Here is a 23269-nt window from a genome sequence, read left to right as displayed (position 1 = left end):
GCCCGATCGTAGGGGTATCCCACCTCGGCGTTGCAGGAGCGGCCTCAGAAAGTGTCTCGGGAGGGCGGGACCTGCCTCACACCGGTTTGATCGCGGGCGGCCCCGGCGGCACCATGTGGCGGTGACTTCCGCCCCCGTCGACCTCTTCCGCGTCCGCGAGCAGGCGACCCCGCGGGCCGACGTGGGCTCGACGGCCGCGCAGGAGCCGGTCTCCCCCGCGAGCCGCGTACTGCCCTGGGCGCTGCTGCTGCTCGTCCTGAGCCTGGTCGCCACGGCGTACGCCGTCGTGCTGCAGGCAGGCAGCGTCCTCACCGGTGCCCTGGTGGTCGCCGTCGCCGTGCTCGGCGCCGTCGCGGGGCTGTGCGTCCGCGACGCGCGCGACCGCTGGGTGTCCACGGGGCGGGCCCTGGGCGACGGCGCGCGTCGCCTCGGCCGCGCGCTGTGGCACTGAGGCGCTGAGGCGCTGAAGACAGCGAGGCGCCGCCCGTCCGTGCGGACGAACGGCGCCTCGTGGGCGTTCAGCCGACGCCGAGGACGGCAGTCGGGCTGAACCGGTCCTGACGTGTGCCGTCACCGGTGTACGCCGCGCCCCAGCACCGCGAGCTGCCGCCCGACAGCGCGGTGCAGGAGCGGCCGTCGCCGGCCATGACCGATACCACCCCGCTGAGACCAGGGACGGCGGCCGCGGCATTGCGCGATACGCGGTCGTCGTCCGTGCCGTCTCCGAGCTGTCCGACAGAGTTGTCTCCCCAGCACGAGACGCTCTTGTCCGACTTCAGCGCACAGCCGTGGGCGCCGTCGGTCGAGATCTGCGTCGGGGTGGACGCGCCCAGGCCGGTGATCGCACGGTTCGTGCCCTCGGTCGAGGCGTCCCAGCACCGGACGGTGCCGGTGGTGAGCAGCGCGCATCCACCGTCGCCGCCCGCGGAGATCGACGAGGCGGTCACGTTGCGGACCGTGGTCGGCGCGTCGCCGTAGTAGGAGTAGGTGCACTGCACGGCGCCGGTGGAGAGCAAGCCACACAGGTAGCCGCCACCGCCCTCGATCGAGGAGACCGTGCCGCCGAAGTCGAGCGGAGCGGCGACCTCGTCGCCCTCGTCGTCGTACCCCTGGCACTCGACCGTCCCTCCCGTCATGACGACGCACAGGTTGTCGGCGTCGGCGAGGTCGGTGACGTCCGAGCCGAACACGGTCCGCGGCTCGGCGGTGTTGTCCTGGGCGTCCCAGCACCACACCGTCTTGTCCGAGAGGAGTGCACAGCCGGTGTACGAGCCGCTGACGACCTGCGTGACGGTCCGCTGCGCGGGCAGGCCGGTGACCCGCACCGGTGCCCGCTGGGCCAGCGCGTCGCCGGGCTCGCCACCCCAGCAGGTCACACCGGCGGTCTGCAGCTTCGCGCAGGTGTAGCCCGCGCCGGTGACGTCGGCCACCTTCCCGACCGCGGTGTACACCCGCAGAGACTGTCGGCCGTTCGTCCTCGTGCCACGGGAGTCCGTGACGGTGACGGTGACCTTCGCGGAGGCCTGTGCGGTGGGCGTGCCGCTGATGGTGCCCGTGCTCGGGTTGATGGTCAGGCCGCCGGGCAGGCCCGACGCGGACCAGGTGTACGGCGCCTTTCCACCCCGTGCCGCGAGGGAGGCCGAGTACGCCTTGCCCACCAGCCCCGCCGGCAGGTCGGCGCCGACCAGCTCCAGTGCGCGACCGGCGGCGGGGTCGCGCGGGTTGGGGCCCCACAGCGCGATCTGACCGTCGCCGGTGATGAAGGCGACGTGGCTGCCGTCGCGGGAGATCACACCCCCGTACGGCATCGCGCTGTCGTCCTGGTCGGGGGTGTAGGACTCGGCGCCGGCGACGGTGATCAGCCGGCTGGTCTGGGTGTCCCACAGCCGGACCCCGACCGGGTACGTGTCGCCCTCGCCGTCGCTGTCGTAGTGGTCCACGTCGTGGACGACGTAGCGGCCGTCAGCGCTCTGCTGACCGCCGTACTCCTCGAGGGAGTCCTCCGTGGTGAGCTTGGCGGAGCTGCCGGTCGCCCGCTTCCAGACCGAGAGGTCGTAGACGTCGTCGTCGGCGGTTTGGTTCTGGAAGACGGCTGAGCTGCCGTCCGCACTGAGCTGTGCGCTGCTGTACTTGCTCGCGCCCGGGATGGCGGTCCTCGCGCCGTTCGACCGGGTCCAGACCTCCGCGCGCCCGCCGGAGTACACGTCCGCGTCGCCCTCGGCGTAGTCGCCGTAGGCGACCGCGGAGCCGTCGGCGGCGATCGAGCTGACGGTCGCCGACGTCCCCGGCGGGCTGACCTGGACCGCTGCCGTGCTCGCGCTGACGTCCTTGACCATCACGCGCGTGACCGCTTCGCCGTGGGCGTTGTCGAGGTCCTCGCCGCTGGGCTCGTCGTAGGCGACGTAGCGGCCGTCCGGGGTGGCGGCGAAGTTCTCGTCGAAGTAGTTGTCGGAGTCGAAGTCGAAGCGCGTGATCGTGGTGCTCTGGCCGGTCGACCGGTCCATGCGAGCCAGGACACGGCTCTCGGCCGACACGTAACCCTCATCGTCGAAGGTGACGTCGTCGAAGGTGTAGAAGACGTACCTCGCGTCTGCGCTCAGCTGGTAGCCGCTGGTGTCGAGGAACCCGTTCTCCGGAAGGTCGGAGGAGTCCAGCACGGTCGTCGTGGCACCGCTCGTGGCGTCGTACAGACGCAGGCGCGGACCGCCCACCTCCTCGTCGTCCGCGGCGCGCAGGGCGTGCTCGGCGCGGATCTCCTGCTGGTGCTGCGCCTGGTCGTCGGAGCCCTCCTCCGCCCGCCGCTGAGCCGAAGGTTCGTCGTCGGTCGAGTTGTCGCCGTCGTCGGCGTAGAGAACCTTCGATCCGTCGGCGTTCAGGCTGGGCGTGCCGACGGTGCTGTCGCCGCTGGTGATGGTGGCGATCGTCGGGTACGCGCCGGACGGTGAACCGGCGGTGCCGGAGAAGTAGCCGACGACGTCGATGATGACGTCGGTGTTGGCGGGGGTGTAGAGGGTGATCTTGCCGTCGGTGCCGAGCCCGGTGGTGGCGGAGTTGGCGATGGTCTGGGCCTTGGCGAAGTTCACGGTCGACACGGTGGGTCGGGTCACGCCGGTGGGGTAGGTGGTCACGAAGCCGGCGGCCTCGGGGCCGGTGGCGGTGACGGTGATCTCGACGGCGCTCGGGGCGCCTGGGGCGCCGGTGGCGGGGACGCCGTTGGTGCCGGCGATCTGGAGGTCGAGGGTGGTGCCGGCCTTGAGCTGGCCGGCACTGCGGGTGCGGGTGTCCAGGGCGCGGGTGGGGGTCAGGGGGGTGTAGCCGGGAGTGTCGGTGGTGGTGGGGAACCAGCCGGCGACGTCGGCGATCACGTGGGAGGAGGCGGAGGTGTAGAGGTCGACGTACCCGTCGTCGCCGACCTTGGCGATGGTCATCCCGGCGGCGGTCTGGGCCTTGGCGTAGTTCAGGGTCGAGGCGTTGGGACGTGTGACGCCCTCGGGGTAGGCGGTGACGAACCCGGGACCGGTCGAGGCGGTGTCGGTGAGGTTGAGGACGACGGCGCCGGCGCCGGTGGCGGGGACGCCGGCGGTGTCGGTGACCTTGAGGCGGACGACGCCGTCCTTGGCGACGATCTTCTTGGGCGCGCCGGTGCCGGTGCGGGTGTCGAGGATCCGGGTGGGGTTCAGCGGGGTGTAGGCGGCGCCGGTGGGGACGTAGCCGGTGATGTCGACCAGGGCGTGGGTGGCGGCCGAGGCGTAGAGGGTGAAGGAGCCGGTGGCGTCGACCTTGACGATGGCCTGGTTGGCGACGGTCTGGGCCTTGGCGTAGTTGACGGTGGACGCCTCGGGACGCTGCGCGCCGGTGGGGTAGGCGGTGAGGTAGCCCGGTGCGGTGGGGGCGGTGACGGTCAGGTTCACCACCACCGCGGCCACGCCCGAGGAGGGCAGTCCGCCCTGACCGGCGGCCTGGACCTTCACGGTCCCACCGGTCTTGACCATTCCGCCGGTGGTGCGGGTGTCCAGCAGCCGGGCCGGACTCACCGGCACCAGGACCGGCGCCGCGTCATCGGCAGCCGGCGTCGCGGCCGGAGTCCGGGCAGCAGCACCCGCAGCGGGACCGGCCAGCGCCGGGCCGGCCGACCACACCAGGGAGAATGCGACCAGCAAGGCACCGACCAGTCCGACCAGACGCTTCAGCATCGAGGGTCTCCGTTCCGCGCACCACCGTGGGACCGACGGTCGCCTCGACAGTGGTGCGGCGGAGACAACCTAAGAGCGCGCTGAGTGTGGTGTCAGCGAAATGGCGGACTCCGCGTACCCACGAAAGGGTGGGGCTGCCCGACGGCTGCCGCCGAACGTCCGCGAGGCGCCGCCCGTCCGTGCGGACGAACGGCGCCTCGCGACGACCTCAGCCGAGGGCCAGCACCCGGACCGGCCGGGGCCGGCCCCTCGCGGTCCCGTCCCCGGTGGGTGCGGCACCCCAGCACCGGACGCCGCCGTCGGAGAGCAGCGCGCACGAGCGACCGTCGCCGGCCGCGACCGCGGACGCCCCGCTGAGCCCGGCGACCGCCTTGCCGGCGGTGGGCGAGGCCGGGTCGGTGGTGGTGCCGTTCCCGAGCTGGCCGTCGTCGTTGTAGCCCCAGCAGGAGACCGCGCCGGTGGATATCCGGGCGCACCCGTGGTTGCTGTCGGTCGCGACCTGGGTCGCGCTCGACACGCCGGAGATCGCGTACGGGCTGCCCTCGTCGTCGCCGTCCCAGCAGCGGACGGTGGCACCGGTGACGACCGCGCAGGCACCGTCGTACCCGACGGAGAACGACTTCGCGCTGACCCCGCGCACGGTGACCGGAGGCTCGCCGTAGCCGACGTAGAGACACCTCAGCGCCCCGGTGGAGAGCGTGCCGCAGAGGTACTCGCCCAGACCGGACACCGCCTTGACCTTGCCGCCGAACGCCACGGTCTGCACGGACTGGTCGCCGTCCTCGTCGTAGACCACGCAGCGCACCACCCCGGTGGACTGCAGTGCGCAGGGCGCGTCGTCGCTGGCCGTGACGTCGACGATGCCGGTGCCGAGGATCGAGAGGCGGTAGGCCGCCTCCTCGCCGGCGTCCCAGCAGTACAGGGACTGGTTGGCCAGCACGGCGCAGCCGGAGTAGCTGCCGGCGACGACCTTGCTCACCGTGGCTCCCCGCGGCAGCCCGCTGACCGCATGGGGGGCCAGGACCGTGGCGAAGACGGAGCCGCCCCAGCACGCGACGGCACCGCTCTGCAGCTTCGAGCAGCTGTAGCCGGCGCCCGTGGCCGAGGCCGCCTTGCCGAGCGGGGCGTACACGGTCAGCGCGACGGTGCCGGTCGCCTGGGAGCCACGGGAGTCGGTGAGGGTGACCTCCACCGGCTCGTCCGAGGCCTCGCTCGGGGTGCCCGCGACGGCCCCGGTGGAGGGGTCCAGCGACAGGCCGGCGGGCAGACCGGTCACGCTCCAGGTGTACGGCGCCTTGCCTCCTCGGGCGTGCAGGGTGCCGGAGTACGACGTACCCACCTCACCGGGCGGCAGGTCGCTCTCGTCGACCTCCAGGGCCCGGCCGACGTTCGGGTCTCGCGGGTTGGGGCCCCACAGGGCGACCTGGCCGCGCCCGGTGAGGAACCCGACGTGACTGCCGTCGCCCGAGATCGTGCCGGCCACCGGCATCGTCGAGTCGTCCTGGCCGACGGTGTAGGAGTCGGCGCCGGCAACGGTGGTCAGCCGCCGGGTCTGGGTGTCCCAGAGCCGGATGCCGACCGGGTGGCCGTCGCCGAACTCGCCGTCCTCGTCGACGTCGTCGGCGTCGTAGTAGTCCACGCCGTGGACGACGTAGCGGCCGTCGGTGCTCTGCTCGCCGCCGTACTCCTCGAGCTCGGTCTGCGAGGTCAGCTTGGTCGAGGTGTTCCCGCTGCGCCGCCAGGAGTCGAGGTAGTACACGGCGTCCGCCGCGCTCTGGTCCTGGAAGACCGCGCTGTCACCGTCGGGCGCGAGCTGGGCGGCGCTGTCGCTGCTCGACCGGGGGATCGCGACGCGGGCGCCGCTGGTGCGGCTCCAGACCTTGCTGCTGCCGGCGGGGTAGGAGTCCGCCTGGGCCTTGGTGAACGCGCCGTAGGCGACCGCGGACCCGTCGTCCGCGATGGACGCGACGTTGGCGGAGACGCCCGACTCGTTGACCAGGACCGGCTTCGCGCTCGAGCTCAGGTCCTTCAGCATCACGTTGACGATCGGGACGGAGTCGTCGTCGGTCTCCCAGTACTTCCCGGTCGGCACCTCGTAGGCCACGAACCGGCCGTCGGGAGTGGTGGCGAAGGACGAGGAGGGGACGTAGTCCTCGTCGGCCGCCGTGGAGCTGTAGATGTCGAGCGTCTGACCGGTCGTGCGGTCCAGCCGCTTCAGGGCGTACGTCGAGGAGCCCTCGTCGGTCGTCTCGTCGTAGTCGTAGGTGTCGTAGCTGTAGACGACGTACCGGCCGTCCGCGCTGAGCTGGTAGTCCTCGATGCTCGAGTCGGCCGGAAGTGCGGGCGACCCGACCACGGTGCTGGTGGTGCCGGTGCTCGCGTCGTAGAGACGCAGCCGGGCGCCGCCGTCCTCGTCGTCCGCGGTCACTCGGCGGGCCTCGGCGCGCAGTGCGTCGTTGTCGGCGCTCGTCTGCTCGGCGGGCGTCTGGCGGTCGCCGGTCTCGGCAGCCCGGCTCGCCGCGTAGAAGACCGCGCTCTCCTCCGAGAAGAGGACCTGGCCGCCGTCCGCGCTCAGGCTCGGCGGACCGTGGTAGGCGTTGCCGCTGGTGATCGCCTTGACCACCGGGTAGCCGCCGGCGGGCGGCTCGGTGGTGGTGGCCGGTCCGGAGAAGTAGCCGACGACGTCGACGACCACGTGGGTGGCGGCGGGGGTGTAGATGGTGATCCTGCCGTCCGGCCCGACACCGGTCGTGGCCGAGTTGGCCACGGTCTGGGCCTTGGCGTAGTTCACGGTGGAGACCCCGGGGCGGTCGACGCCGGAGGGGAAGGCCGTCACGAACCCGGCCGCCTTGGGCCCGGTCGCGGTGACGGTGACCTCCACGGCGGTCGGCGCGGTGGCCCCGTCCGACTCGGGCACGCCGTTCACGCCGGTGATCTGCAGGTCGAGCGACTTGCCCGCCTTCAGCTGGGTCTTCACGCCTCCGCGGCCCACGCCCGTACGGGTGTCGAGCGCGCGGGTGGGCGTCAGCGCGGTGTAGTCCGACGTGGTGGGGAACCACCCGACGACGTCGGCGACCAGGTGGGAGGTCGCGGAGGTGTAGAGGTCGACGTAGCCGCCCGCGCCGACCTTGGCGATGGTCATGCCGGCGGCGGTCCGGGCCTTGTCGTAGTTCAGGGTCGAGGCCAGCGGTCGCTGCGCGCCGTCGGGGTAGGCGGTCACGAACCCGGGGCCGGCCGACGCGGTGTCGGTGACGTTGAGGACCACGGCTCCGGCACCGGTGTCCGGGACGCCTCCGGCGCCCGTCACCTTGAGCCGGACGACGCCGCCGGCCTTGACGATCGCCTTGGGCGCGCCGGTGCCGGTACGGGTGTCGAGGACGCGGGAGGGGGAGAGGGCGGAGTACGCGGCGCCGTCCGGGACGTAGCCGGTCACGTCGACCAGCACGTGGGTCCCGGCGGAGGCGTAGATCGTGAACGAGCCCGCCTCGTCGACCTTGACGATCGCCTGGTTGGCGACGGTCTGCGCCTTGGCGTAGTTGACCGAGGACGCCTCCGGGCGCTGCGAGCCGGTCGGGTAGGCGGTGAGGAAGCCCGGGCCGGTGGGCCCCGTCACGGTCAGGTTGACCACCACGGCGGCGATGCCGGAGCCCGGGAGCCCGCCCTCGCCCGCGGCCTGGACCGTGACGGTGCCGCCCGCGCCGACCATCCCGCCGGTGGTGCGCGTGTCGAGGAGCCGCGCCGGGCTCACCGGGACCAGGCCGGGGGTGGCAGGGTCCGCGGCGGGGACCGCGGCGGGCCGGGTCGTCGTCCTGGCGACGGCGACGGCGGGACCCGCCGTCCAGGTCAGCGTGAGACCCATCATGAGAACACCGAGCAGAGCGAGCAGACGCTTCACCGCGAGACTCCATCCGTGGCTCCCGGGGACCGACGGTCACCTCGGCGGGAGCGAGCAGGGAGGACGCTAGGTGAGGCCCCCGACCGTTGTCCGGGAGTTGCCGAAATGTGACGTCCGGCCGGGCCGCGTCCGCGGCGGTAGAGTGGCGTCCGCAGAGGGTACGTGCGCGTCTCGGAGGTGGGTACGACGCGCCGCTGCGCCGTACCCAGAGGTCCCTGTGTCCCCGCTCTCCTCCTACCGCCGCCTGCTCGCGCTCGCCGGGCCGGCGTACGTCCTCGTCGCCTTCCTCGGCCGGCTGCCGCTGGCGATGAGCCAGCTCGGCACGCTGCTGCTGGTCTCCACCGCCACCGGGTCGTACGGCGCGGGCGGTGCCGCTGCCGGGTCCCTCGCCGTCGCGAACGCCGTCGGCTCGCCGGTGGCGGCCGCGGTGGCCGACCGGCGTGGCCAGCGCCCCGTCGTCCTCGTGCAGTCGCTGCTCGGCGCGGTCGGGCTCGTCGTGCTGGTCCACCTCGCCGCGAGTGGCGTGGGGGAGGCGGGCCTGGTCGCCGTCGCCGCCGTCACCGGGCTCGCGCTGCCCCAGGTCGGCCCGCTCGCGCGGGTGCGGTGGCGACCGATCACCGCGGGTGACGGGCACCAGCGTCGGCTGGTGGATGCCGCCTTCTCGTACGAGGGCGCCGCCGACGAGGCGTCGTTCGTCCTCGGGCCGGCGCTGGTCGGCGTCGTCGCGGTGGCGGTCTCGCCGTCCGGTGCGCTGGTCATCGCCGCCGCCGTGCTGGCGGTCTTCGGCTGCGCCTTCGGGCTGCACCGCACCGCCGCGCTGACCGGTGCCTCGGCCGCCGGCGGCGCCGTCGTACGACGCTCCGGGCGGCTGGTCACCGGTGCGTTCGTCGTGCTCCTGCTCGCGCAGGCCGCCATCGGCGTGCTGTTCGGCTCGAGCCAGACCGGCGCCACCGTGCTGACCACCGCGGCCGGGCAGCCGGGTCTCGCCGGGCTGGTGCACGCGACTCTCGGCATCGGCAGCGTGACGGCGGGCCTGGCCACGGCGTTCCTGCCCGAGCGCGTGCCGCACGAGCGGCGCTGGTTGGTGGCGGCCGTCGCCCTCGCGGTGCTGTCGGTCCCGCTGCTGCTGGTCGACACGGTGGCGTCGGCGTTCCTCGCGGTGCTGCTCCTCGGGTTCGCCGTCGCGCCATACATGATCGCGGTCTTCACCCTCGGCGAGCGGATCGTGCCTCCGGCCCGGGTCGGCGCCGCGCTGACGCTGCTGGCCGCCGCGACCGGCGTCGGGTACGCCCTCGGCTCCAGCCTCGCCGGACGGCTCAGCGACTCCCACGGCCACACCGCCGCCTTCGCGGTCACCGTCACCACGACCTGCCTGGCCGCGCTCCTCGCCCTGACCCAGCACCGCCGGGTGATCCGGGCCCGGCTGGCCGTCGCCGACGACGTGGACGCGCCAGCGGTGGCCGCTGCCTGAGGCCGGCGTGGGTCTCGACGGGCGCCTCGTCGCTGGCGCTCCTCGGCTGCTCGACCTCCGGTGATTGCTGTCCAGGACTCGGGTGGGTGGTCTCGACAGGCTCGACCTCCGGTGGTCGCTGCCCGAGTTGGTGCGGGTTGGGTGGTCTCGACGTCCTCGCTCGCTGCGCTCGCTTCGGGCTCGACCACCTCTTGTGCGCCGGGCTCGACCACCGGCCGCGACCATCGGTGGTCGAGCAGCGAGCGCCAGCGAGCGCGTCGAGACCTCCGACGTCCCACAACGCACGAGCGCCCGCACCCCAGCAGAGAGGTGCGGGCGCTCGGGGCGAGCGGGAGCTACTTCCAGCGCTCCTCGCGCGGGGTGAACTCCAGGCCGCGGTCGCCGGTGTAGATCTGCTTCGGGCGAGCGATCTTCTGGTCCTTGTCCTGGACCAGCTCCAGCCACTGCGCCAGCCAGCCCGGGGTGCGGCCGATGGCGAAGAGCACCGTGAACATCTCCGGGGGGAAGTTCAGCGCCTCGTAGATGAGGCCGGAGTAGAAGTCGACGTTCGGGTAGAGCTTGCGGGAGATGAAGTAGTCGTCCTCCAGCGCGATCTTCTCCAGCTCCTGGGCGATCTCCAGCAGCGGGTTGACCCCGGTGACCTCGAAGACCTCGTCGCAGGTCTTCTTGATGATCTTCGCGCGCGGGTCGTAGTTCTTGTAGACGCGGTGACCGAAGCCCATCAGCTTCTCGTCGCCGTTCTTGACGCCCTCGATGAAGCCGGGGATGTTCTCCTTCGAGCCGATCCGGCGCAGCATCCGCAGCACGGCCTCGTTGGCGCCGCCGTGCAGCGGGCCGTAGAGCGCGCCGATGCCGGCGGCCACCGAGGAGTACGGGTCGACCTGCGAGGAGCCCACCGAGCGCACCGCGTTGGCCGAGCAGTTCTGCTCGTGGTCGGCGTGCAGGATGAACAGCACGTCGAGCGCCTTCGCCAGGCGCGGGTCCGGCTCGTACTTCTGCTCGCTCATCTTGAACAGCATCGCGAGGAAGTTCTCGGTGTAGGACAGGTCGTTGTCGGGGTAGACGTACGGCTTGCCCTGCGCGTGCCGGAACGCCCAGGCGCCGAGCGTCGGCATCTTGGCGATCATCCGCACGATCTGCATGTTGCGGTTGTCGGCGTCGGTGATGTTGCTGGACTCGGGGTAGAACGTCGACAGCGCGGCGACGGAGGCCTCGAGCATCCCCATCGGGTGGCCGTCGTAGCGGAAGCCCTGCATGAACGTCTTGACGTTCTCGTGGACGAACGTGTGGTACGTGATGTCGTGCACCCACTGCTCGTACTGCGCCTTGTCCGGCAGGTCGCCGTGGATCAGCAGGTAGGCCACCTCGAGGAACGTCGAGCTCTCGGCGAGCTGCTCGATGGGGTAGCCGCGGTACTCGAGGATCCCCTTCTCGCCGTCGATGAAGGTGACCGCGCTGCGGCACGAGGCGGTGTTGGTGAAGCCGGGGTCGTAGGTGCACAGCCCGGGGGTGTCGTCGTCGAGCCTGATCTGGCCGAGGTCCTTGGCCTTGATCGCGTTGTCGGTGATCGGGATGTCGTACTCCTGGCCGGTGCGGTTGTCCCGCACGGTCAGGGTCTCCCCCGTTGCGTTGGTGTCGCTCACGTGTCGCTCCTTAGCGGATCTTCGTCGCGGTACATCCAACCTATTCCTCGGGTGTGACACGCCGGCACCCCGGGCTCACGGTTTTGACCCTTCCGCGACGCCGCCCGTACTCTTGGCGGCTGCGACTCCTGCCGCGCCCGCGTCCTCACCGGATGCGCGCGCAGATCCGGACGACGTACCCCAGGTCCCATCCCTGGTGCGATCGAGCCGGGCCGTGTTCGTCAGGAGCCGCTGCAGCACCGCGCACCACCCGGAGCAGGGTTCGTCTGCACCGGGCCACACGAACGAATGAGGCACACACCCATGGGTACCTACACGCCCAGGCCCGGCGACATCGAGCGCCAGTGGCACGTCATCGACGCCACCGACGTCGTCCTCGGACGGCTCTCCGTCCAGGTCGCCAACCTGATCCGCGGCAAGCACAAGCCGATGTTCGCCAACCACGTCGACACCGGCGACTTCGTCATCGTCGTCAACGCCTCCAAGGTGGCGCTGGCCGGCGACAAGGCGACCAAGTCGCTGCGCTACCGCCACTCCGGCTTCCCCGGTGGCCTGCGGACCGACACCGTCGGCGAGCTGCTCGAGAAGGACCCGCGTCGCGTCATCGAGTCCGCGGTCTGGGGCATGCTCCCCAAGAACCGCCTCGGTCGGCAGATGCTGAAGAAGCTGAAGGTCTACGCCGGTCCGGAGCACCCGCACCGTGCCCAGAAGGCCCAGCCCTACGAGATCACGCAGATCTCCCAGTAACTCTCCGACCCATCACAGACTTCGAGAAGGTAGACACGCGTGACTGAGAACCAGTTCGAGAACGAGGAGACCTACCAGGTCGACGACCAGGGCGTCGCCTACTCCTCCGAGAGTGCACCCAGCGCGGACGCGCCGGCCCGTCCCGCCACCATCGCCCCCGCGGCCGCCACCGGGCGCCGCAAGGAGGCCGTGGCCCGGGTCCGGATCGTCCCCGGCACCGGTGAGTGGACCGTAAACGGCCGCCCGCTGGACTCGTACTTCCCCAACAAGCTGCACCAGCAGGTCGTCAACGAGCCCTTCGTGACCACCGACCTCGCCGGCCGCTTCGACGTCATCGCCCGCGTGCACGGCGGCGGCATCACCGGCCAGGCCGGTGCGCTGCGCCTGGGCGTGGCCCGTGCGCTGAACGCCGTCGACGTCGAGGCGAACCGCCCGTCGTTGAAGTCGGCCGGGCTGCTGACCCGCGACGCGCGCGTCATCGAGCGCAAGAAGGCCGGTCTGAAGAAGGCCCGTAAGGCGCCGCAGTACAGCAAGCGCTGATCTGAGGCCCGTGGCGGGCACCTCGCGGCGTTGTCGTCACTCGACGACCCGCTCCGCTCAGAGGTCGCCTTCGCTCCTCCGCCTTGCGAGGCACTCCGCCACGGGCCCCAGACCCATTGCAGCTATGACGAGACTCTTCGGCACCGACGGTGTGCGCGGGCTGGCCAACGCCGACCTGACACCCGAGCTCGCGCTCGGGTTGTCGGTCGCGGCCGCCCGCGTCCTGGTCGACCCGCTCGTCCCCGACCAGCCGCGGCCCGTGGCCGTGGTCGGTCGGGACACGAGGTTGTCCGGGCAGATGCTCGAGGCGGCCGTCGTCGCCGGGCTGACGTCCGCGGGGGTGGACGTCGTCCTCCTCGGCGAGCTGCCCACGCCCGGCGTCGCGCACCTGACCGCACGGCTCGGGGCGGACCTCGGGGTGATGATCTCGGCGTCGCACAACGCGATGCCCGACAACGGGATCAAGTTCTTCGCGCGCGGCGGGCTGAAGCTCGAGGACGACGTCGAGGACGAGATCGAGTCCGAGACGGGCGCGGACGCGACGAGCGCGCCCCGTCCGGTCGGTGGCGGGCTCGGCAGGGTCCGTACGCACCCCTCGCCGGTCGAGGACTACGCCTCGCACCTGGTCGGCACGATCGAGCCGTCGCTGGCCGGCCTGACCGTCGTGCTGGACTGCGCCAACGGCGCCGCCAGCGAGGTCGGACCGAAGGCGCTGCGCGACGCCGGCGCCGAGGTGATCACGCTCGCCGCGGAGCCCGACGGGCTGAACATCAACGACGGCTGCGGCTCGACCCACATCGACCTCCTGCGCGCGGCCGTCGTCGAGCACGGCGCCGACGCCGGCTTCGCGGTCGACGGCGACGCCGACCGCTGCCTCGCCGTCGACGCCGCCGGCGAGGTCGTCGACGGCGACCAGATCCTCGCGATCCTCGCTCTCGCGCTCCACGAGCGCGGGGCACTGCGCTCGGACACCGTGGTGGCGACCGTGATGAGCAACCTCGGCTTCGTGCGCGCGATGGCCACCGCAGGCGTGTCGGTGCGACAGACCGCTGTCGGGGACCGCTACGTGCTCGAGGCGATGAAGGCGTCGGGCCACAACCTCGGCGGCGAGCAGTCCGGGCACGTGATCATGAGCGACCACGCCACCACGGGCGACGGACTGCTCAGCGCGCTGCACGTGCTGGCCCGGATGGCCGTCACCCGGTCGTCGCTGGCCGACCTCGCGGGAGTCGTCCAGCGGATGCCCCAGGTGCTGGTCAACGTCGCCGGGGTGGACCGCACCCGGGTCGCGACCGACGTCGACCTCGCCGACGCGGTCGCCAAGGCGGAGGCCGAGCTGGGGGAGACCGGCCGCGTGCTCCTGCGCCCGTCCGGCACCGAGCAGCTCGTACGGGTCATGGTCGAGGCGGCGGACGTCGAGACGGCTCAGCAGGTCGCGGGCGAGCTGGCCGACGTCGTACGACGGCGCCTGGCGCTGTAGCGCACCGGACCCGACCCGCCGCGGCAGGAACACCGACGTACCGCCTCCGGTTGGGCCGGTCATGACCACCACACCGGACAAGATCGTCTACACCGCACGCGCCTCCGTCACGGGCGGCCGGACCGGGCACGCGACCACCGAGGACGGCGTGCTCGACCTCGACCTCACTGCGCCCAAGGAGACCGGCGGGCCGGGCACCGGGACGAACCCCGAGCAGCTGTTCGCGGTCGGCTACGCCGCCTGCTTCCGCACCGCACTGGGATCGGTGGCCGAGAAGGCCGGCGTGTCGGGCGCGGACGGCATCGTCCTCGACTCCGCGGTCGGGTTCGGGCCGCACGAGAGCTCGTTCGCGATCACCGTCGAGCTCACCGGCAAGGTCCCCGGTGTCGACGACGCGACCGCGCAGCAGCTGATGGAGAAGGCGCACGAGGTGTGCCCGTACTCCAAGGCGACCCGGGGCAACGTCCCGGTCACCCTGGTCGGGCGAGGGGTCTGACGTAGCGTCCGAGGCATGAGCACGTCGAGGAGGGTCGCGGCACTCGGTGCCGCGACCCTGCTGGCGTGCACGGCGTCCTGCGGCGGAGGTTCGTCCGCGGAGCCGGCCCCGAAGGCCGCGCCGGCCACCTCACCGCGCCTGGTCGAGGCTCCCGCCGGCACCGTCACCCACGTTGCGCCGAAGCCCCAGGGCATCGTCTACGACCCCGGCACGCGGACCCTCTCGGTCGCGGTGCACGATCCTGACCGGCTGCTGGTGCTCGACCCGGAGACCCTGGCCGTCGAGCACGCGGTGCCGCTGCCCGGCAAGGCCCGGCACGTGAAGCTGGGCAGACCGGGCGGGCCCGTGCTCGTCCCCGACGAGACCTCCGACCGGCTCTACGAGGTCGCCCCCGCGACCGGCCGGGCCACCTCGGTCGGCGTGGGTGCGCACCCGCACGACGCGGTCGAGACCGCCGGCGGCGCCGTCGTGGTCGGCAACGAGTTCGGCCACGAGCTGTCGGTGGTGCGCGGCGGCAGGGTCGTCGGCACCGTGCCCGGCTTCGCCCGCCCCGGTGGGCTGGTCACCGACGGCGACGTCCTGGCTGCGTTGGATGACAAGACCTTCTCGCTGACGACCTACGCGCTGCCGTCGCTCACCCGTACCGCCCGGGTCCACGGCGGAGTGGGCACCACCCACGCCGCGGCGACGACCGGGCACCGCGAGGTCGTCGTCGACACCGCGGCCGGGCGGGTCCGGGTCTTCGACCTCGACCCGCTGCGCGAGGTCGGGAGCACCGAGGTCGGCGGGGTCCCGTACGGCATCGCGACGGACCGCCGGACCGCGACGGTCTGGGTCACCCTGACCGCGGAGAACCGGCTCGTCGGGCTGGACGTGTCCGGTGCGCGGCCACGGGTCGTGGCGACGTACCCGACGGTGCGGCAGCCGGACACGGTCGCGGTCGCGCCGGGTGCGCACACGCTGTGGGTGACCGGCACCCGCGGCGACGAGGTCGAGCGGATCACCCGCTGAGGGTCAGCGCGGCCCTCCGCGTCGCCGGGTCCGCGGGCGCGCCGACAGCGCCAGCATGGTGTCGCGGTTGACCGCGGGGATGCCGAGCCGGTTCCACACCTGCTTGAGTGCGAGGAGCGTGAGCGTCCCGCTGATCAGCAGGCCCGCGACGTTGATCCCCAGCTGCAGCGCCGACTCGGCGGCCTCCAGCCACAGCCCGCAGGCCAGGCAGACCGCCGCCGTACCGACCGCCGGGATGGTCGTGACCGAGATGAAGACGCCCACGAGCGGGCCGGACTTGTTCGTGGTCAGGGAGAGCGTGCCGGCGACGCCGGCGAGCAGCGCGACCACGAACGACCAGCCGTCGGGCTTGACGATGAAGTCCGTCATCTCGCCGTTCGAGGCCTCGGCACGGGTGAACGCGCCGAGGCCGTACGCCACCGCCCACAGCGCCGTGCCGACGACGAGGGCGAGGGCGAACCCACCGACCAGCGAGAGCGTCGAGTCGCGCAGCATCCGCGGGCGCAGGCGTACCAGCCCGAAGCAGAACGCCGCGATGGGGGAGAACTCCGGGCCGACCACCATCGCCCCGACGATGAGGATCGGCTGGTCCAGGATCCGGCCGGCGCCGGCGATCAACGCCGCGAGGGTCATGAAGGCCGCGAAGGACCAGGTCCAGCGGGAGTCCGCGCGCAGCCGGTTCTCCACCGACTCCCACACCACGCCGTCGTCCGGTGCGCCGGGTGCGGCCTTCTCCGCCCGCTCGGCGTCGCGGCTGAGCATCGTGTCGACCGGCCACATCGCGATCGAGCCCCGCTCGTCGAGCTGCAGCTCCTTCAGTGCTGCGATGACGGTCGAGGCGTTCTCCCGGGCGACATCGGCGGAGACCAGGCACCCGGCGGGCGCCCGGAACCCGTGCGCGTGCACGGCCACGTTGGTGACGGTGTCGTCGTCGGTGAGCATCGCCACGACCTCGTCGGTGAGGTCGCTCGGCACACGCAGCTGAAGGTGCAGCACGGGGCGATGGTGCCAGACGCGAGGGGGTTGTCGGGTTCGAGCGAGATGCGCTTCATGTTTGTGAATTGCACATTTCTGTAGTTTGTCGTTTACAGTTCAACCACCAACCCGCGCCACCGAAAGGCACACGCTCGTGACCAAGCACGCTCGCCACACCTCCACCCCCGGCCGTCGGCGCCGACTCGCCTGGCCCGCACTGGCCGCGGGCGTGGTCGGCACGATCGCGATCGCCGCCTCGATGGGCGCCTCCCTCTCGGGCCTGACCGCCACCATCACGAACAGCACGAACACCGCGGCCAGCGCCAGCATGGCGATCACCGAGACCTCGGGCTCCAGCACGTGCAAGAGCTACGACACGACCGCGACCTGCGCCGACATCAACAAGTACGGCGGCACGGGCACCCCGCTCACGCCGGGCGGCTCGCAGAGCACCAAGGTGACCTTCAACAACGTCGGTCAGGTCGCGGTCGGCACCAGCACGCTGACTCCCGCCGCCTGCACCGCTTCCAGCACCGGCGCCACGGGCTCGTCCACACCCACCACGCCCAACACCAGCGCCGGCAACCTGTGCTCGGTCCTCCAGGTGAAGATCTACCAGAGCGCCTCGGCTTCCGGGACCCCGATCTACACCGGCTCCGCCGCCGGCCTGACCTCCGCGATCTCCCTGGGCAAGCTCGCGGCCGGGGCCAGCCAGGACTACACCTTCGTGGTCAGCCTGCCCGCGGACGCGACGACCGCCGTCCAGGGTCAGTCCGTGAGCCAGGCGCTCACCTGGTCCTTCAACCAGTAGTCCCACCCGTCCACCGTCAGACCAGAGAGGCTCGTCGTGCTGCGTTCACGATCCACCGCGCTCGCGGTGATCGCCGCGCTCGCCGTGGGCGCGACGCTGCTCACGGCCCTGGTCTGGTGGAGCACGGGAGGGCGGTGGTACGACGTCCGCACCGCCTCGATGGGCCGCACCGCTCCGGTCGGCGCCCTGCTGCTGACGCGTCCGGCCTCGGCCGACGCCGTGCAGGTGGGAGACCTCGTCACCTTCCGCCAGCCCGACTCGGGGAAGGTCTACACGCACCGGGCGGTCGAGGTGTCCGCCGGCGGGATCCGTACCAAGGGCGACGTCAACCCGGCGGCGGACCCGTGGAGCATCGACCAGGCGCACCTGGTCGGGAAGGTCGTGGCGGTCTGGCCGGCCGTGGGCTGGGTCCTGCGTGGCGCTCCGCTGCTCCTCCTCGGCCTCGGTCTGGTCTGGCTGGTCTCCGGGCTCGTGCGCGCCTCCTGGCGCTCACCGGTCCGGGTCGTCGGCGCCGCTGTCGCCTTCGCGGCGGTCTGCCTGCTGATGCAGCCGTGGGTCGGTCTGGACCGTGTCGGGGTGACCGACACCGTCGACGGGCCCCGGCTGGAGGCCGTGTCGACCGGCGTCCTGCCGGTACGGGCCCAGCTCGCCGACGAGATGGTCTCGCCCCGGATGCGCAGCGGCGAGGTCGCCCGGATCGCCGTGCCCTCCGACGGCACGCGCTACAGCGTCGCGGCCGTGCCCAGCCTCAGCGGCTGGTGGTGGGTGGTGGTGGCAGGCATCTGCCTGGCCCCCCTGCTGTGGACGCTCGTGGTGGGGCTGGCCCCGCTCGCGCGGGAGGAAGAGCAGTGACTCGTCGTGGACGGACCCTGGCCGCGGCCGGCGCCGTGCTGGCCGGGCTGGTGCTGCTCCTGCTCGGCACGCCGACCTCGCTGGGGGCGTACTCGTCGAAGGTGACGAACACGCAGAACACCGCGGCCAGCGGCAGCTGGGCCTCGAGCTGCGCACCCGCCGACGTCCTCGGTGCGGCGAGGGCGGACTCCGCGTACTTCTTCTACCAGCTGAACGAGGCCTCGGGCACCCGGGCCGCGGACACCGGCGGCAACAACCTGTCCGGCACGTACACCAGGTTCGGCGTCTCCTACCGCGACTCCGCGGCTCCCTGCGGTCAGCGCGACAGCGACCGTGCCGTCAGCTTCGACGGCGGGAGCGGGTACCTCACCGGAGCGCAGATCGCCGGCGACATTCCCACGAGCCTCTCCCTCGAGGTCTGGTTCAAGACGACCACGGGTCAGGGGGGCAAGCTGGTCGGCGTCGGCAACCAGTCGACCGGGGCGTCGGGGGTCTACGACAGGCACCTGTTCATGTCCAACGACGGCCGGCTCTCCTTCGGCACCTACGACGGTGGCGCCCACGTCATCACCGGCTCGCGGAGCTACAACGACGGCGTGTGGCACCAGGCGGTGGCCACCTTGACCCCCAGCGGGAGCCTCAAGGGCATGCGGCTCTACGTCGACGGCAAGGTCGTGGCCAGCAACACCAGCTGGACCAAGGGCGAGCCCGTCTCGAACGGGTACGTGCGGATCGGCTACGACAACCTCGGCGGCTGGTCGGCGGTCGGCGACTCGGGCCCCCCGAACAGCTACTACTTCAAGGGGTCGATGGCCTACGTGTCCGGCTACGGCACGGCGCTCTCCCCGGCTCGGGTGCAGGCGCACTACGACGCCGGCTCCTGAGCCGCCCGCCGGCGCTCAGAGCTTCCGCAGACGCACGTAGCGCACGGAGTGGTCGGCGTCCTTGCGCAGGACCAAGGTGGCGCGCGACCGGGTCGGGGCGATGTTCTCGCGCAGGTTCGGGCCGTTGATCGTGGTCCACAGCTGGTCGGCGGTGGCCACCGCCTCGTGGTCGGACAGGTCGGCGTACTTGCGGAAGTACGACGCCGGGTCGGTGAAGGCGGTCTCGCGCAGCCGGAGGAAGCGGTGGGTGTACCAGCTCTTGATGTCGGCCTCGCTGGCGTCGACGTACACCGAGAAGTCGAAGAAGTCGGAGACCGCCAGCCCGGTCCGGCCGTCCTCGCGGGTGCGTGCGGGCTGCAGGACGTTGAGGCCCTCGACGATGACGATGTCGGGGTGCTGCACGACGACCCGCTCGTCGGGGACGACGTCGTACACCAGGTGGGAGTAGATCGGCGCGCTCACCTCGTCGACGCCGGACTTGATGTCGACGACGAACTTCAGCAGCGCGCGGCGGTCGTACGACTCCGGGAAGCCCTTGCGGTGCAGGATCCCGCGACGCTCCAGCTCGGCGTTGGGGTGCAGGAAGCCGTCGGTCGTGACCAGCGCGACCGAGGGGTGCTCGGGCCAGTGCGCCAGCATCTGCTGCAGCACGCGTGCGGTCGTCGACTTGCCGACGGCCACCGACCCGGCCAGCCCGATGACGAAGGGGGTGCGCGGCGGCGTCGGCCGGCGCAGGAACAGCTCCTGGTTGCGGTGCAGCCCGCCCTTCGCCTCGACGTAGAGGCTGAGCAGGCGGGAGAGCGGGAGGTAGACCTCCTCGACCTCGTGCAGGTCCAGCTGGTCGCCGAGGCCGCGGACCCGGTCGATCTCGGCGGCGTTCAGCGGCTGCGCGGTCGCCTCGGTGCCCTCGGAGGCCAGTGCGGCCCAGTCGGCGCGGTCGAGCTCGACGTACGGGGAGGAGTCCCGCAGGTGTTCCCGTGGGGTCTGACCGTGGCCCATGGTCGCCGATTGTGGCGCATGCCGGGCTGCGGGGTGCGGCCGGTCGCGGCCGAGGGCACGTCCCTCGCCCTAGACTCACCAGCCATGTGCGGAATCGTGGGGTACGTCGGCTCGAAGCGTGCGCAGGACGTCGTGGTCGAGGGCCTGCGCCGGCTGGAGTACCGCGGCTACGACTCCGCGGGCGTCGCCCTGGTCGACGGCAGCGGTCGGATCGCGACCGACAAGCGGGCCGGCCGGCTGGCCAACCTGGAGAAGGCCATCGACGAGAACCCGCTGCCCGACGCCACGACCGGGATCGGGCACACCCGCTGGGCCACCCACGGCGCGCCCAACGACGTCAACGCCCACCCGCACCTGGGCGCCACGGGGCGGGTCGCGCTGGTCCACAACGGGATCATCGAGAACTTCGCGATGCTGCGGGCCGAGCTGGAGCGCGACGGCGTCGAGGGTGTCTCCGAGACCGACACCGAGGTCGCGGCCCAGCTGCTCGAGCGCGAGGTGCTGGCCGGTGCCGACCTGACCACCGCGATGCGGGCCGTCGTACGCCGTCTGGAGGGGGCCTTCACGCTGGTCGCCGTGGACGCGGGCGACCCCGACCGGGTGGTCGCCGCGCGGCGCAACTCCCCGCTCGTCGTCGGTCTGGGCGAGGGGGAGAACTTCCTCGGGTCGGACGTCGCCGCCTTCATCGAGCACACCCGGGAGGCGCTCGAGCTCGGGCAGGACCAGGTCGTCACGATCACCCGCGACGGGGTCGAGGTCACCGGCTTCGACGGATCGCCTGCCGAGGGCACGCGCTACCACGTCGACTGGGACCTGTCCGCGGCCGAGAAGGACGGCTACGACTGGTTCATGCGCAAGGAGATCTTCGAGCAGCCGCGGGCGGTCACCGACGCGCTGCTGGGACGCCACAGCGAGACCGGCCGGCTGCAGCTCGACGAGGTCCGGATCAGCGAGGACGAGCTGCGCGAGGTCGACCGGATCGTCATCATCGGCTGCGGCACCGCGAACTACTCCGGGCTGGTCGCGAAGTACGCCGTCGAGCACTGGACCCGCGTCCCGTGCGAGGTCGAGCTGGCCCACGAGTTCCGCTACCGCGACCCGATCCTCACCCGCAACACCCTGGTCGTGGCGATCAGCCAGTCCGGGGAGACCGCGGACACGCTGATGGCGATCCGCCACGCGCGGGAGCAGAACGCGAAGGTGCTCGCGATCTGCAACACCAACGGCTCGACGATCCCGCGCGAGTCGGACGCGGTGATCTACACCCACGCCGGGCCCGAGATCGCGGTCGCCTCGACCAAGGGCTTCATCACCCAGATGATCGCCTGCTACCTGCTCGGGCTGTACCTCGCCCAGGTGCGCGGCACGATGTACGGCGACGAGATCGCCGCCGTCGTCGACGAGCTCCGCCGGATCCCCGGCCACGTCGAGGGCGAGCTGGCCAAGGCCGAGGAGGTCTACGCCCTCGCCCGGGACCTCTCCGCCGCGCCGGCGGTGCTGTTCCTGGGCCGGCACGCGGGCTTCCCGATCGCCCTCGAGGGGGCGCTGAAGCTCAAGGAGCTGGCCTACATCCACGCCGAGGGCTTCGCCGCGGGCGAGCTCAAGCACGGGCCGATCGCGCTCGTCGAGGACGGCCTGCCGATCTTCTGCATCGTGCCGCCGCGCGGACGCGACCAGCTGCACGCCAAGATGCTCAGCGCGATCCAGGAGGTCCGCGCGCGGGGCGCACGCACGATCGTCCTGGCCGAGGAGGGCGACACCGAGGTGGGGTCGTACGCCGACACCGTGCTGTCGCTGCCGCGGGTCCCGACGCTGCTGCAGCCCCTGGTCGCGGTGGTGCCGCTGCAGCTGTTCGGCTGCGAGCTGGCCACGCTGCTCGGCAACGACGTCGACCAGCCGCGCAACCTCGCCAAGTCCGTCACGGTCGAGTGACGTCCCCGTGATCGTCGGGGTCGGCATCGACGTCGTCGGCGTGGACCGCTTCGCCGAGACCATGCAGCGCACGCCCGCCCTGCGCGAGCGGCTGTTCACCCCCGCCGAGCGCGAGCGTTCGGTGCAGTCCCTGGCGGCGCGGTTCGCCGCGAAGGAGGCGCTGGCCAAGGCGCTCGGCGCCCCCGGCGACCTCGAGTGGCACGACGCCGAGGTGGAGTCCGAGGACTCCGGCCGGCCACGACTGGTGCTCACCGGCACGGTCGCGGCGCGCGCGAGCGCCGTGGGCGCCGCGACCTGGCACCTCTCGCTGTCCCACGACGCCGGCATCGCCTCCGCGGTGGTGGTCCTCGAGGGGTCGTGAGCCTGTGACCGGTCCACAGACCGGCCTCAGGCACACGACCTGACTCCGAACCGGACGAGGTCGACCGCCACACGCTCCGGGTCGGCGCGCAGCTCGTGAGCCGTGGCCCGGACGACCAGCCTGCCCGGCGTCGTGAGGGCCCGCTGGCGGGCTAGGTCCTGCTCCCAGCTCTCGACGTCCATGTGGAACGCTCCGTCGACCTCGAGCACGACGGTCCCGCCCGGGACCGGCCACTCGCAGTCGGTGTAGCGCAAGTGGCCGTGCCCGTCTCGCCGCTTCACCTGCCGGCGGGGGAGAGGCAGCTCGAATCGGCGGCACATCCGGCGTACGTCCAGCTCGGCGACCGACTGCGCGCCGCTGCTCATCTCGGCGAGATCGGCCTGGAACTGTCTGGACCGCCGGAGGGGCCGCATCCGCAGGGTCCACTCGACGAGCCGCTGCGGGGTGGTGAGGCGTTGCTGGACGCAGGCGGCCAGGAGTCCGGTGGCCCGGGGGCTGCGCGTACAGGCGGCGAAGAGGAGAACGGCGGGCTCGAGGCGGCACAGCGGGAGCTCGCCGCGCGGCTCGCGGAAGTCGGTCAGCGAGCGGCGCGTCCGCACCGCTGCCAAACCCGGGACGGGCTCGAAGGCCCTCTCGTCGTCCACCAGTACGCACACCTGGTCTCGTCCCAGCCGCGCAGCCCGTGCACCGCGGCAGCAGTGAGACCCCGATCAGCGATGCGCCGCCACAGTGCAGCACTCCTGCCCACCGCTGCTGGGCGACCGACAACGGACCGGTCGTCGTGCAGACGACCGTGCTGGTCACCGTCTGCCAGCGCCGGGCGGCCACCTGGGCGGCCACGTGGTCAGCGTCGAGGCCCATGCAATTGAGCTGGCGGCGGGCCAGCACGCCCTCTTGCAGGAGCGCCAACCCGTGCCAGACCGGTGTCGTCATGGGCGGCAGCCTGCCTCGGTGGACGCCAAGACATCCGGGTTCTCCA

18 protein-coding genes are annotated in these 23269 nt (G+C 72.2%); 12 read left to right on the top strand and 6 right to left on the bottom strand.

What is annotated here, in order from left to right:
- Window positions 1-121: 121 nt before the first annotated feature.
- Complete coding sequence (locus tag IEX42_RS07770) at window positions 122-451, top strand: hypothetical protein (protein WP_188779263.1); 330 nt, start codon at window positions 122-124, stop codon at window positions 449-451.
- Window positions 452-518: 67 nt separating this feature from the next.
- Here the strand turns inward: IEX42_RS07770 and IEX42_RS07765 are convergent, their stop codons facing one another.
- Complete coding sequence (locus IEX42_RS07765; RefSeq protein WP_188779262.1) at window positions 519-4193, bottom strand: putative Ig domain-containing protein; 3675 nt, start codon at window positions 4191-4193, stop codon at window positions 519-521.
- A 208-nt stretch (window positions 4194-4401) separates the two neighbouring features.
- The gene (locus IEX42_RS07760; protein ID WP_188779261.1) at window positions 4402-8088 is read right to left on the bottom strand and encodes a putative Ig domain-containing protein; all 3687 of its coding nucleotides are present in this window, start codon (window positions 8086-8088) and stop codon (window positions 4402-4404) included.
- A 217-nt stretch (window positions 8089-8305) separates the two neighbouring features.
- On the opposite strand from IEX42_RS07760, the gene IEX42_RS07755 reads away from it, so the two are divergent.
- On the top strand, window positions 8306-9559 hold the full coding sequence (locus tag IEX42_RS07755; RefSeq protein WP_188779260.1) for an MFS transporter: 1254 nt from the start codon (window positions 8306-8308) through the stop codon (window positions 9557-9559).
- A gap of 335 nt (window positions 9560-9894) precedes the next feature.
- On the opposite strand, the gene IEX42_RS07750 is transcribed toward IEX42_RS07755, so the two are convergent.
- Window positions 9895-11202, bottom strand: coding sequence for a citrate synthase (locus IEX42_RS07750; protein WP_229660699.1), 1308 nt, complete (start codon window positions 11200-11202; stop codon window positions 9895-9897).
- 303 nt (window positions 11203-11505) lie between these two features.
- Between IEX42_RS07750 and rplM the strand changes: the two genes are divergently transcribed.
- The 5 genes from rplM to IEX42_RS07725 all read left to right on the top strand — a co-directional run bounded on the left by rplM (window position 11506) and on the right by IEX42_RS07725 (window position 15476).
- Window positions 11506-11949: a 50S ribosomal protein L13 gene (gene rplM / locus IEX42_RS07745; RefSeq protein WP_188779259.1), complete on the top strand. Its 444-nt coding sequence runs from the start codon at window positions 11506-11508 to the stop codon at window positions 11947-11949.
- Window positions 11950-11988: 39 nt separating this feature from the next.
- Entirely contained in the window at window positions 11989-12489 is a 501-nt protein-coding gene (gene rpsI, locus IEX42_RS07740; RefSeq protein WP_188779258.1) for a 30S ribosomal protein S9, read from the top strand.
- A gap of 124 nt (window positions 12490-12613) precedes the next feature.
- Window positions 12614-13969 (top strand): phosphoglucosamine mutase, encoded by a 1356-nt coding sequence (gene glmM / locus IEX42_RS07735; RefSeq protein ID WP_188779257.1) that lies wholly within the window; start codon window positions 12614-12616, stop codon window positions 13967-13969.
- Window positions 13970-14030: 61 nt separating this feature from the next.
- Window positions 14031-14465, top strand: a complete 435-nt coding sequence (locus IEX42_RS07730) for an organic hydroperoxide resistance protein (protein ID WP_188779256.1) — start codon at window positions 14031-14033, stop codon at window positions 14463-14465.
- 15 nt (window positions 14466-14480) lie between these two features.
- Complete coding sequence (locus tag IEX42_RS07725; RefSeq protein ID WP_188779255.1) at window positions 14481-15476, top strand: NHL repeat-containing protein; 996 nt, start codon at window positions 14481-14483, stop codon at window positions 15474-15476.
- A gap of 3 nt (window positions 15477-15479) precedes the next feature.
- Here IEX42_RS07725 and IEX42_RS07720 read toward each other — a convergent pair whose 3' ends face one another.
- Entirely contained in the window at window positions 15480-16472 is a 993-nt protein-coding gene (locus tag IEX42_RS07720) for a DUF389 domain-containing protein (protein ID WP_188779254.1), read from the bottom strand.
- Between the two features lie 133 nt (window positions 16473-16605).
- Here IEX42_RS07720 and IEX42_RS07715 point away from each other — a divergent pair, with 133 nt between their 5' ends.
- The 3 genes from IEX42_RS07715 to IEX42_RS07705 are packed head-to-tail and all read left to right on the top strand — an operon-like array spanning window position 16606 to window position 18998.
- The gene (locus IEX42_RS07715) at window positions 16606-17262 is read left to right on the top strand and encodes a hypothetical protein (protein WP_188779253.1); all 657 of its coding nucleotides are present in this window, start codon (window positions 16606-16608) and stop codon (window positions 17260-17262) included.
- A gap of 36 nt (window positions 17263-17298) precedes the next feature.
- Window positions 17299-18114, top strand: a complete 816-nt coding sequence (locus IEX42_RS07710; RefSeq protein WP_188779252.1) for a S24/S26 family peptidase — start codon at window positions 17299-17301, stop codon at window positions 18112-18114.
- On the top strand, window positions 18111-18998 hold the full coding sequence (locus IEX42_RS07705; RefSeq protein WP_188779251.1) for a LamG domain-containing protein: 888 nt from the start codon (window positions 18111-18113) through the stop codon (window positions 18996-18998). Before IEX42_RS07710 ends, IEX42_RS07705 begins: the two co-directional genes overlap by 4 nt.
- A 15-nt stretch (window positions 18999-19013) precedes the next feature.
- Here IEX42_RS07705 and coaA read toward each other — a convergent pair whose 3' ends face one another.
- Window positions 19014-19997 (bottom strand): type I pantothenate kinase, encoded by a 984-nt coding sequence (gene coaA / locus IEX42_RS07700; protein ID WP_188779250.1) that lies wholly within the window; start codon window positions 19995-19997, stop codon window positions 19014-19016.
- A gap of 84 nt (window positions 19998-20081) precedes the next feature.
- On the opposite strand from coaA, the gene glmS reads away from it, so the two are divergent.
- Window positions 20082-21929, top strand: a complete 1848-nt coding sequence (gene glmS / locus IEX42_RS07695) for a glutamine--fructose-6-phosphate transaminase (isomerizing) (RefSeq protein ID WP_188779249.1) — start codon at window positions 20082-20084, stop codon at window positions 21927-21929.
- Between the two features lie 7 nt (window positions 21930-21936).
- The gene (locus IEX42_RS07690) at window positions 21937-22290 is read left to right on the top strand and encodes a holo-ACP synthase (RefSeq protein ID WP_188779248.1); all 354 of its coding nucleotides are present in this window, start codon (window positions 21937-21939) and stop codon (window positions 22288-22290) included.
- 26 nt (window positions 22291-22316) lie between these two features.
- On the opposite strand, the gene IEX42_RS07685 is transcribed toward IEX42_RS07690, so the two are convergent.
- Window positions 22317-22934: a DUF559 domain-containing protein gene (locus IEX42_RS07685; RefSeq protein ID WP_188779247.1), complete on the bottom strand. Its 618-nt coding sequence runs from the start codon at window positions 22932-22934 to the stop codon at window positions 22317-22319.
- Between the last annotated feature and the right edge of the window lie 335 nt (window positions 22935-23269).

Source organism: Marmoricola endophyticus (assembly GCF_014644415.1).
Lineage (GTDB): Bacteria > Actinomycetota > Actinomycetes > Propionibacteriales > Nocardioidaceae > Marmoricola > Marmoricola endophyticus.
Note: the sequence above shows the minus strand (reverse complement) of the source record. Positions and strands in the feature narration are given on the sequence as shown.